Source organism: Streptomyces beigongshangae (assembly GCF_019710745.1).
GTDB classification, from domain to species: domain Bacteria; phylum Actinomycetota; class Actinomycetes; order Streptomycetales; family Streptomycetaceae; genus Streptomyces; species Streptomyces beigongshangae.
The window spans coordinates 38,116-49,152 of the sequence record NZ_JAHKJW010000057.1 but is presented as its reverse complement, the minus strand read 5'-3'; the positions used below and the strand labels follow the sequence as shown (position 1 = coordinate 49,152).

The window sequence follows — 11,037 nt, the reverse complement described above, 5'->3', positions numbered from 1 at the left end:
CAATCATTCCAGGAAAGCCCCCGCACCTCGGTGCGGGGGCTTTCCTGCGTTCAGGGGAAGTTCGTCGCAACCCCTGCACGCTGCGGGCAGAAGCCTGAGGGTAAGGTCAGGGGACAACGTTGGCACGTTCCCACAGGAGGCCCCCGGGTGGAGGTCCAGGAGACCCGCGTCCAGACGAACCGGGTCCTCACCATCCCGAACATCCTCAGCATGGCGCGCCTCGCGGGCGTACCGCTGTTCCTGTGGCTGATCCTCAGGCCGGAGTTCGGCGGGCCCAACAGCGACGGCTGGGCACTTCTGGTGCTCATGCTGAGCGGCATCAGCGACTATCTGGACGGCAAGCTCGCCCGGCGCTGGAACCAGATCAGCAGCCTCGGCCGGCTGCTGGACCCCGCGGCCGACCGTCTCTACATCCTGTCGACCCTGTTCGGGCTCACCTGGCGGGAGATCCTGCCCCTGTGGCTCACGGCCGTCCTGCTGGCGCGTGAGCTGGTCCTGCTCGTGATGGTGGGCATCCTCAGGCGCCACGGCTATCCGCCGCCCCAGGTGAACTTCCTCGGGAAGGCCGCGACGTTCAACTTGATGTACGCCTTCCCGTTGCTGCTGCTCAGTGACGGAAGTGGATGGCTTGCGTCACTCGCTGCGATTTTCGGCTGGGCTTTCGCCGGATGGGGTACAACTCTGTATTGGTGGGCAGGGATCCTATACGTGGTCCAGGTCCGCCGCCTTGTTCGCGCGGACAACCATGGCCGACTGAGCTCGCCCAATGGGCGGCCGTAGAGGCCTCTGATGGCCCGCAACCAGAATGTGCGGGACAATCTGACGGGTGAAGTCGGCTTGACCGTCTCTTCGAGGAGGACGCTTCCGACATGAAGGCCGTCGTGATGGCCGGCGGCGAAGGCACACGCCTTCGCCCCATGACCTCAAGCATGCCCAAGCCGCTCCTGCCTGTGGCCAACCGCCCGATCATGGAGCATGTGCTGCGGCTGCTCAAGCGGCATGGGCTCAACGAAACCGTCGTCACCGTCCAGTTCCTGGCCTCCCTGGTCAAGAACTACTTCGGTGACGGTGAAGAGCTCGGTATGGAGCTCACCTATGCCAACGAGGAGAAGCCACTCGGTACAGCCGGCAGCGTCAAGAACGCCGAGGAAGCACTGAAGGACGACACCTTCCTCGTCATCTCCGGTGATGCTCTGACCGACTTCGACCTGACCGACCTGATCAATTTCCACAAGGAAAAGGGCGGACTGGTCACCGTCTGTCTGACCCGGGTCCCCAACCCTCTGGAATTCGGCATCACCATTGTCGACGACGAGGGCAAGGTGGAACGCTTTCTCGAAAAGCCGACCTGGGGCCAGGTCTTCTCGGACACCGTGAACACGGGCATCTACGTCATGGAGCCCGAGGTCTTCGACTACGTGGACGCCGATGTCTCCGTCGACTGGTCCGGCGACGTCTTCCCCCAGCTGATGAAGGAGGGCAAGCCGATCTACGGCTATGTCGCCGAGGGCTACTGGGAGGACGTCGGCACGCACGAGAGCTATGTGAAGGCGCAGGCCGACGTCCTGGAGGGCAAGGTCGACGTCGAGCTGGACGGCTTCGAGATATCGCCCGGCGTCTGGGTCGCCGAGGGCGCCGAGGTGCACCCCGACGCGGTGCTGCGGGGACCGCTCTACATCGGGGACTACGCCAAGGTCGAGGCCGACGCCGAGATCCGCGAGCACACCGTGGTGGGCTCCAACGTCGTCGTGAAGAGCGGGGCGTTCCTGCACAAGGCCGTACTGCACGACAACGTGTACATCGGTCAGCACAGCAACCTGCGCGGCTGTGTCGTCGGCAAGAACACCGACATCATGCGGGCCGCGCGCATCGAGGACGGCGCCGTCATCGGCGACGAGTGCCTGGTCGGCGAAGAGTCGATCGTGCAGGGCAATGTGCGCGTGTACCCGTTCAAGACGATCGAGGCGGGCGCCTTCGTCAACACGTCGGTCATCTGGGAGTCGCGGGGTCAGGCCCATCTCTTCGGGGCCCGTGGCGTGACCGGGATCCTCAACGTGGAGATCACGCCCGAGTTGGCGGTACGCCTGGCCGGGGCGTACGCGACCACGCTCAAGAAGGGCTCCACGGTCACCACGGCCCGCGACCACTCCAGGGGCGCCCGCGCGCTCAAGAGGGCGGTCATCTCCGCTCTGCAGGCCAGTGCCATCGACGTACGGGACCTGGAGAACGTACCGCTGCCGGTGGCGCGGCAGCAGACCGCGCGGGGCAGTGCCGGTGGAATCATGATCCGTACGACTCCGGGGGTTCCGGACTCGGTCGACATCATGTTCTTCGACGGGAACGGGGCGGACCTGTCGCAGGGGAGCCAGCGCAAGCTGGACCGGGTGTTCGCGCGGCAGGAGTACCGGCGGGCGTTCCCCGGTGAGATCGGGGACCTGCACTTCCCGGCCAGCGTCTTCGACTCCTACACGGGTTCGCTGCTGCGGAACGTCGACACGACCGGGATCGCCGAGTCCGGGCTCAAGGTGGTCGTGGACGCGTCCAACGGCAGTGCCGGACTGGTGCTGCCCAGCCTGCTGGGCAAGCTCGGGGTGGACTCGCTGACCATCAACCCCGGACTCGACGAGTCCCGGCCCACGGAGACCGCCGAGACCCGCCGGTCCGGGATGGAGCGGCTCGGCGAGATCGTGGCTTCCGCGCGGGCCGCCTTCGGCGTGCGCTTCGACCCGGTGGGCGAGCGGCTGTCGCTCGTCGACGAGAAGGGCCGGATCATCGAGGACGACCGGGCGCTGCTCGTCATGCTCGACCTGGTGGCGTCCGAGCGGCGCAGCGGCCGGGTGGCGCTGCCCGTGACCACCACGAGGATCGGCGAGCAGGTGGCGGCGTACCACGGGACGCAGGTCGACTGGACGACCACCTCCCCGGACGACCTGACGCGTGTCGCGCGCGAGGAGTCGACGATCTTCGGGGGCGACGGGCGCGGCGGGTTCATCGTGCCGGAGTTCAGCAGCGTCTTCGACGGCACGGCGGCCTTCGTCCGGCTCATCGGTCTGGTCGCGCGGACACAGCTCACGCTCAGCCAGATCGACGCGCGGATCCCGCGGGCGCATGTCCTCAAGCGCGACCTGGCGACCCCGTGGGCGGTCAAGGGGCTGGTGATGCGGCGCGTGGTGGAAGCGGCCGGAGACCGGTCCGTGGACACGACCGACGGTGTCCGGGTCGTGGAGACCGACGGACGCTGGGTGATGGTCCTCCCCGACCCGGCGGAGGCGGTCACCCACCTGTGGGCCGAAGGACCCGACGACGCGTCGGCGCAGGCGCTGCTCGACGAGTGGGCCGCGGTGGTGGACAGCGCCGGCCGCTGACCGCACCCAGGCGCGCCGGACGGGTCCTCAACAGGACCCGTCCGGCGCGTCGGTGGGGCCGTTCGGAGGTACGGGGCGCGACGTGCGACGATGTGCGGCATGCCGCAGCCGCCCCCCGTTCGGAGCACCCCCGCGCGCCCCGCGCGCCCGGACGCGTCCATGTCGCTGCTCACCAACGTCATGGACCACAGCCTCGACGAGGGTTACGCCGAGGCGGCCGCCCGGAAGAAGGCCGAGGGCACGGGCGGGATGCCCAGGACACTGCGGGCCAAGCTCGGTCTCGCGGCGGGTCTGGTGCTCGCGGCGCTCGTGGTGACCGTCGGGGCGGCGCAGGCCCGGATAGCGGCTCCGGTCGTCGCCAAGGAGCGCGAGGAACTCATCGACCGGATCGACCGTGAGACGTCGGCGGCCGAGGACCTCGAGGACCGCATCGACGAACTCCGCGACGACGTGGGTGCCCGCCAGCGCGAGGCTCTGCGGGAGCACGGCGGCGACCAGGGCGAGCTGGTGGGCATCCTGGCCGGGGCCGTCGAGGTGCGCGGCCCCGGAGTGAAGCTGGTGGTCGACGACGCGAAGGAAGCCGACCACGCCGGTGACGGCGACGCGCGGGAGACGTCCGGCTTCTCCGACACGGGTCGCGTGCGCGACCGCGACATGCAGCGCGTGGTCAACGGGCTGTGGGAGTCGGGCGCCGAGGCCGTCACGATCAACGGACAGCGGCTGACGGCACTGTCCGCGATCAGGGCCGCGGGCGACGCGATACTGGTCGACAACAAACCCCTGGTGCCGCCGTACACGGTGCTGGCCGTGGGGGACGGCGACCGGCTGGCCACCGCGTTCCGCGGCAGCGGCGACGGGCAGTACCTGGACGCCCTGCGGAAGAACTTCGGGATCAGGACCAGCCTCTCCGTCGAGGACGAGGTCCGGCTGCCCGCAGCACCGAGTGTGATCGTACGAACAGCAGAGCCGCGCACAGAGAAAGGCACATCGTGATCGCCGTACTGGGTCTCGTCGTGGGAGTCGTGGCCGGACTGCTGGTCCGGCCCGAGGTTCCGGCGGTGGTCGAGCCCTATCTTCCGATCGCCGTCGTCGCGGCGCTCGACGCCGTGTTCGGAGGTCTGCGGGCGATGCTCGACGGTATCTTCGACGACAAGGTCTTCGTGGTGTCGTTCCTGTCCAACGTCGTGGTGGCCGCATTGATCGTCTTCCTGGGCGACAAGCTGGGCGTGGGCGCCCAGCTGTCCACGGGTGTCGTGGTCGTCCTCGGTATCCGCATCTTCTCCAACGCCGCGGCGATCCGCCGGCACGTCTTCCGGGCGTGAGGCCGATGAGCCGCGAGGAAGAGATCCAGGGAACCCCGGGCGGGCCCCTGCGCAGAGAACTGCCCGAGGAGGTGCCGGCGACGGTGGCACCGGGGACGCAGGCGCCCCGGGAGGCACCGGAGGCCGTGCCGCAGCGGAGCGGACCCGCTCGCCTCACGGGCCGTCAGAGGCTGGTGAAGGGCCTGTGGCCGCCCCGGGTGTCCCGTGCGCAACTCATCGTGGCGCTGCTGCTGTTCGGCCTGGGCTTCGGCCTCGCCGTCCAGGTGGCGTCCAACAGTGAGAGCGACGGTGCCCTGCGCGGCGCGCGTCAGGAGGACCTCGTACGCATCCTCGATGAACTGGACGACCGTACACAGCGTCTGGAAGAGGAGAAGCAGGGGCTGGAGGACCAGCGCACCGAGCTGGAGAACAGCTCGGACCAGGCCGAGGAGGCACGCAGGCAGACGGCCGAGAAGGAGAGGCAACTCGGCATTCTGGCGGGCACCGTGGCGGCGCAGGGCCCCGGCATCACGCTGACGGTCGACGACCGGAAGGGGACGGTCGAGGCCGACATGCTGCTCGACGCGGTCCAGGAGCTGCGCGCGGCCGGAGCCGAGGCGATCCAGGTCAATGGCGTACGGGTGGTCGCGGGCACCTATCTGACGGATGAGGACGGGGGAGTGGCCGTGGACGGGAACAAGATCGGTTCCCCTTATCGTTTCAAGGTCATCGGCAAGCCGCAGGACCTCGAACCGGCGCTCAACATCCCTGGCGGAGTGGTGCAGACTCTGGAGAAGGAGCAGGCCACTGTCATGGTGGAACGCGTCGACAAGATCGTCGTGGACGCCTTGCGAGCGGCGAAGCAGCCTGACTACGCTCGGTCGTCCTCCCGGTGAACGGAGGGCGCTTGGAAGCGGCTACCCCAGGGCATGAGCTTGCGGGGGGTCGGCGCACCGAATGGCTGGTGCGTGGTGGAAACTGTCTGGTGGATACGGACGTTGTGAGGGTGTCCGGCTCGGCCGGTGTGTGCAATCAGGGTTCGTCCTGCCCCACGGGCGGGTCTGTTTCGGTCAAGGGGAATCGCCCGTGAAGTTGTTTGCGAAGTTGTTCGGCAAGAGCGCACGAGAGGGCAGCGACAACGCCACTGCCCGGCACCGTGCACCGCGCCCCTCGGACGCCGAGGGACAGGGAGACCGCCCGCTGTTCCGGGACCAGGTCGGTGGGCCGGGCGGTGACATTTCCGGTGGTCAGGGCGCGCCGTCTGTTGACCCTGCCCAGTCGGGCCGCATAGGTTTCGGAGATCCGTCAGCCCCGGGTGCGGGTGGAGGTTTCGGCTCCGACCCGTACGCGTCCAATGCCCCGGCGGGGCAGTCGCGGCAGGAGGATCCGTCCATGTCGGCCCTGGTGTGTACGAGGTGCGGCAACCGCAACGCGGAAGCGAGCCGCTTCTGCTCCAACTGCGGCGCGCCGCTGCGGCCCGGGGCGACCCCGGAGCGTCCGTCGGAGACCACCTCGACGATCTCCATCTCCGGTCTGGAGGCGTACGACTCCGAGGCCACCGGCCAGACGCAGATGCCGATGCTGTCGCCCGAGGCGCAGGCCGCCGTCGACGCCCTGCCGCTCGGCTCGGCGCTCCTGGTGGTGCGGCGGGGGCCCAACTCGGGCAGCCGCTTCCTGCTGGACGGCGATCTGACCACGGCCGGCCGTCACCCGCAGAGCGACATCTTCCTGGACGACGTGACCGTGTCGCGCCGCCACGTGGAGTTCCGCCGCGAGTCCGACGGCTCGTTCACGGTGGCGGACGTCGGCAGTCTCAACGGCACGTACGTCAACCGGGAGCGGATCGACCGGGTTCCGCTGTCGAACGGTGACGAGGTGCAGATCGGCAAGTACCGGCTGGTCTTCTACGCGAGCCAGCGGGGCATCTGACCCTCCCCCGGACTTTGTCCGGGGGGACCCCCCAGGGAAGGTCCATGCTTCGAACACCGAGCGGCGGCGCCGGACACGGCGCCGCCGCCGCGGACAACGGGCTGATGAGCATCGGCACCGTGCTGAACGTACTGCGTGACGAATTCCCCGAGGTCACCGTCTCCAAGATCCGTTTCCTGGAGTCCGAGGGCCTCATCGAGCCGCAGCGCACCCCCTCGGGATACCGGAAGTTCGGTCCGGACGACGTCGAGCGCCTCGGCCACGTCCTGCGGATGCAGCGGGACCACTACCTGCCCCTGAAGGTGATCCGCGAGCACCTGGACGCCATGGGGCGCGGCGAGACGGTGCCGGTGCCCTCCGCGGGGCGTCAGCACGCCGGTGAGGCCCCCGGCGAGTCCGAGGGGTCCGTCATGGCCCGGATCGGGCGGGCCGAGCTGCTGGCCGCCGCGGGGATCGGTGAGCAGGAACTCGCCGAATGGGAGTCGTACGGACTGATCACCCCGCTGCCGGACGGCGTGTACGACGCGGAGGCGGTCACCGTGGCCGGACTCGTGCTGGAACTCGGACGGTCCGGCATCGAGCCGCGGCACCTGCGTGCCGTGAAGGCGGCCGCGGACCGCGAGGCCGGGCTGGTGGACCAGGTGGTGGCGCCCCTGCGGCTCCACCGCAACCCGCAGACCAGGGCACACGCACAGGCGCGCACCAAGGAGCTCGCGGGACTCGCGGTGAGGCTGCACGCCGCCCTGGTGCAGGCCGCTCTCGGGGTGCGGCTGCCCTGATCCGGCGGCCCGCCCGGACGTGGGATGGGGCACCCATTGCGTGCTCGACTACCCAAAGGTGCCGGGCACGGCCTAGGGTTGCTGTGTGAACGAGCTCGACGTCGTAGGTGTCCGGGTCGAAATGCCCTCCAACCAACCGATCGTGCTCCTGCGCGAAGTGGGAGGCGACCGTTACCTTCCCATCTGGATCGGTCCGGGGGAGGCGACGGCGATCGCCTTCGCGCAGCAGGGCATGGCCCCCGCGCGACCGCTGACCCACGACCTGTTCAAGGACGTGCTGGAGGCCGTCGGCCAGGAGCTGACCGAAGTGCGCATCACGGACCTGCGGGAGGGTGTCTTCTACGCGGAGCTGGTGTTCGCCAGCGGTGTCGAGGTCAGTGCCAGGCCGTCCGACGCCATAGCGCTCGCGCTGCGCACCGGGACGCCCATCTACGGCAGTGACGGGGTCCTGGACGACGCCGGCATCGCGATTCCGGACGAGCAGGAGGACGAGGTGGAGAAGTTCCGCGAGTTCCTCGACCAGATCTCGCCCGAGGACTTCGGGACCAACAGCCAGTGACGGTCCGGCCCGTTCGGCCCGTGACCCTCCGGGGCCGGTGGACGACGGGCCGTGCGGCGGTCGTCCCGAGAGCATTCGGCTAGCCTTTCCCCGCGGTGGGGCACGGGAAACCACTCTCAGGGTGATTATCACCCGGCGTGCCGAGTGTGGCGATCGTTGACGCGCCCCTGGTGACTGCCTACCGTCGTGAAGGCAGGTCAAGGACGGAGGTCGGCGTGAGAAGCAGCGGCGACGGTACGGCTGGGGGTGCTCCCGGACGCGTTCCGGGGGAGAGCGGCCCGTACCCGCTTCAGAGCAGCGCGGCCGATCACGTGAAGCGGCCGACGGTGGTACCGGGAGACGCCGGGACGGTGCCCGAGGAGATCGGCTACCGCGGTCCCACGGCCTGCGCGGCGGCGGGGATCACCTACCGCCAGCTGGACTACTGGGCCCGGACCGGGCTGGTCGAGCCGAGCGTGCGCGCCGTCTACGGGTCGGGGACGCAGCGGCTCTACAGCTTCCGGGACGTGGTCGTCCTGAAGATCGTCAAGCGGTTCCTCGACACGGGGGTCTCGCTGCAGAACATCCGCACGACGGTGCGGCACCTCCGGGAGCGCGGCAGCTGCGACCTGGAGCGGATGACGCTGATGAGCGACGGCGCGACGGTCTACGAGTGCTCCTCGCCCGACGAGGTCCACGCACTGCTCCAGAGCGGCCAGGGCGTCTTCGGCATCGCGGTCGGCGTGGTGCGGCGGGACGTGGAGCACGCGCTCTCACAGCTGCACGGCGAGCGGGTGGACACGGGCGAGACGCTCGTCGGGCCCAACCCGGCGGACGAGCTGGCACGGCGGCGCAACCGGGCGGTCTGAGGGCGGTCCGAGGGCTGCCGGGAGCGGACCGGAAATGGTCCGGGGCGGTTCGGCGGCAGTGACGGTTCGGCGGCAGTCAGGACCGGCGCGGCCTGCTCTGACCGGCGTGGCACGGCAGGCGCGGCCGCACCGGTGGCGCGGCTGCGCACCACCGGGACCGGCCGGGCCGGTGGCCCGTGGTGCGGGGTGGGCGTTGTCAGTGGCGTAGGGCAGCATCGGACGAGTGAGAACCGCGCCCACGATCCTGCATCTCGACATGGATGCCTTCTACGCCTCGGCGGAGCAGGCGGCCAAGCCGAGTCTGCGCGGGAAGGCGGTCGTCGTGGGCGGCCTCGGACCGCGTGGAGTGGTCGCCACCTGTTCGTACGAGGCGCGGGTCTTCGGGGTGCACTCCGCGATGCCCATGGCGCAGGCCCGGCGGCTGGCGCCGAACGCCGCGTACCTCGTCCCGCGCTTCGGGCTCTACCGGGAGATCAGCGAACAGGTGATGAAGCTCCTGCGGGAGCTGTCGCCGCTGGTGGAGCCGCTGAGCCTGGACGAGGCGTTCGTGGACCTGGAGGCCGGTCGGGCGGCCTGGGACGAGAGGTCGGCGCTGCTGGCCGGGGAGAAGCTGCGCGCCGACATCCGGGCCGTCACCGGACTCACCGGGTCCGTGGGGCTGGCCGCCTCCAAGATGCTCGCGAAGATCGCCTCCGAGCGGGCCAAGCCCGACGGACTCGTGCTGATAGAGCCGGGCACCGAGCGGGCCCTGCTCGCCCCCCTGTCGGTGCGCGTCCTGCCCGGCGTCGGGCCGGCCACGGGGGACCATCTGCGGCGCGGCGGGATCAGCACGGTCGGGGACATCGCGGAGGCGGGCGAGGACGAGCTCGTACGGCTGCTGGGGAAGGCCCACGGGGTCGGCCTGTACGCCATGGCGCTGGCGCGCGACGAGCGGCGCGTGGTGGCCGAGCGGGACACGAAGTCGGTGTCGGTGGAGGACACGTACGACGTGGACATCCACGACCGGGTGCGGGTCAGGGGCGAGGTGCAGCGGCTCGCCGACCGGTGCGTCCAGCGGCTGCGGGCCGCTCGGCTGTCGGGGCGGACCATCGTGCTGAAGGTGCGGCGCTACGACTTCTCGACGCTGACCCGCTCCGAGACGCTGCGGGGGCCCACGGACGATCCCGCGGTGGTGCGGGAGGCCGCGGCGCGGCTGCTGGAGTCCGTGGACACGACAGGGGGCGTGCGGCTTCTGGGGGTCGGGGTCTCGGGGCTCGCGGACTACACGCAGGAGGACCTCTTCGCCCAGGCGCGGACCGCCGCGGAGGAGGAGCCCGAGCCCCTTCCCGCCGGGGAGGGGACGGCCGAGGAGGCGCCCGAGGAACCGGTGCCCGCGGCCCGGCGGCGGTGGCACGCGGGGCACGACGTGCGGCATGCGGAGTTCGGGCACGGCTGGGTGCAGGGGAGCGGGCTGGGGCGGGTGACGGTGCGGTTCGAGACGCCCTTCTCCGGGCCGGGACGGGTGAAGACCTTCCGGGTCGACGATCCCGCGCTGGCGGCGGCCGAGCCGTTGCCGCTGGTCGAGCGGGGGGTTCCGCCGGGGAGCGGGTGAAGGGCGGGCGGGAGGCCGCCCCGGTCCCCGCGCTTTCGGGCGGGTGCCCGGGTCACGCCGGTTCCTCCGTGGTGGCCAGGCCGCCGAGGCCGTGGCCGGGGAGGGCGGGCGGCGGGGAGGCGTCCAGGGCGTAGTGGTGGCGGAGCTGGAGTTCCTGCTCGGGGGAGAGGTGGCGGCCCACGCCGAAGTCCGGGGCGTCCCTGATCAGGTCCCGTTCGAACGGGATGCGCAGACAGCCGCCGGCGTATGCGCTGGGCCGCAGGGGGACGAAGGCGTCCCGGCTGAACAGGCCGGTGCGGATGGCCGCCCACTCCGGTACGCCGGTCGCGTCGTCGAGGTAGACCTCGTCGACGGTGCCGATCCGCGTGCCGTTGCGGTCGAACGCCTTGCGGCCTATCAGGTTGCGCGGATCGATGTCGCTCTGCACGGGCCCTCCAGCTGCTCGCAACTCATCCGTAAGCACTACGAAAGAGCACTTCGGGCGGGACGGCCACTCGGGGGAACCCGCTGGTACCCTGAGCAACGGCTGCTGACCCCATGCGGGAGAGTCCTCCGGAGACCGCCGGAGGCGCCGAAGGAGCAACTCCTCCCCGGAATCTCTCAGGCACACGTACCGCATGGACGAGGTCACTCTGGAAAGCAGAGCGGTATGCGAGTCTTCGACG

At 70.2% G+C, this 11,037-nt stretch carries 11 protein-coding genes and 1 riboswitch; of the genes, 10 read left to right on the top strand and 1 reads right to left on the bottom strand.

Translation table 11 applies throughout. The features are described from left to right. The first annotated feature begins 147 nt into the window (after positions 1–147). The 10 genes from clsA to KM933_RS31705 all read left to right on the top strand — a co-directional run bounded on the left by clsA (position 148) and on the right by KM933_RS31705 (position 10,372). Entirely contained in the window at positions 148–780 is a 633-nt protein-coding gene (gene clsA / locus KM933_RS31750) for a cardiolipin synthase ClsA (RefSeq protein ID WP_221358695.1), read from the top strand. 89 nt (positions 781–869) lie between these two features. After that, positions 870–3,365, top strand: a complete 2,496-nt coding sequence (locus tag KM933_RS31745; RefSeq protein ID WP_221358693.1) for a mannose-1-phosphate guanyltransferase — start codon at positions 870–872, stop codon at positions 3,363–3,365. Between the two features lie 90 nt (positions 3,366–3,455). Further along, positions 3,456–4,358 carry a DUF881 domain-containing protein gene (locus KM933_RS31740; RefSeq protein ID WP_221358691.1) on the top strand — a complete coding sequence of 301 codons (903 nt, stop codon included), beginning with the start codon at positions 3,456–3,458 and terminating at the stop codon, positions 4,356–4,358. Then, positions 4,355–4,687: a small basic family protein gene (locus tag KM933_RS31735; protein WP_003988855.1), complete on the top strand. Its 333-nt coding sequence runs from the start codon at positions 4,355–4,357 to the stop codon at positions 4,685–4,687. The genes KM933_RS31740 and KM933_RS31735 overlap by 4 nt, the downstream gene beginning before the upstream one ends. Before the next feature lie 5 nt (positions 4,688–4,692). Next, complete coding sequence (locus KM933_RS31730; protein WP_221358689.1) at positions 4,693–5,562, top strand: DUF881 domain-containing protein; 870 nt, start codon at positions 4,693–4,695, stop codon at positions 5,560–5,562. 61 nt (positions 5,563–5,623) lie between these two features. After that, positions 5,624–6,595, top strand: a complete 972-nt coding sequence (locus KM933_RS31725; protein WP_221358687.1) for an FHA domain-containing protein — start codon at positions 5,624–5,626, stop codon at positions 6,593–6,595. Positions 6,596–6,639: 44 nt separating this feature from the next. Then, a complete protein-coding gene (gene ftsR / locus KM933_RS31720) occupies positions 6,640–7,374 on the top strand; it encodes a transcriptional regulator FtsR (protein ID WP_221358676.1) in 735 nt (244 codons plus the stop codon). Positions 7,375–7,459: 85 nt separating this feature from the next. After that, positions 7,460–7,933 (top strand): bifunctional nuclease family protein, encoded by a 474-nt coding sequence (locus tag KM933_RS31715; protein ID WP_006123076.1) that lies wholly within the window; start codon positions 7,460–7,462, stop codon positions 7,931–7,933. Between the two features lie 215 nt (positions 7,934–8,148). Beyond that, complete coding sequence (locus tag KM933_RS31710) at positions 8,149–8,781, top strand: MerR family transcriptional regulator (protein ID WP_221358674.1); 633 nt, start codon at positions 8,149–8,151, stop codon at positions 8,779–8,781. Between the two features lie 223 nt (positions 8,782–9,004). Further along, positions 9,005–10,372 (top strand): DNA polymerase IV, encoded by a 1,368-nt coding sequence (locus tag KM933_RS31705; RefSeq protein WP_221358672.1) that lies wholly within the window; start codon positions 9,005–9,007, stop codon positions 10,370–10,372. 52 nt (positions 10,373–10,424) lie between these two features. On the opposite strand, the gene KM933_RS31700 is transcribed toward KM933_RS31705, so the two are convergent. Next, complete coding sequence (locus KM933_RS31700) at positions 10,425–10,799, bottom strand: PRC-barrel domain-containing protein (RefSeq protein WP_221358670.1); 375 nt, start codon at positions 10,797–10,799, stop codon at positions 10,425–10,427. A 103-nt stretch (positions 10,800–10,902) separates the two neighbouring features. After that, positions 10,903–10,998, top strand: a riboswitch (glycine riboswitch). The last annotated feature ends 39 nt before the right edge of the window (positions 10,999–11,037 follow it).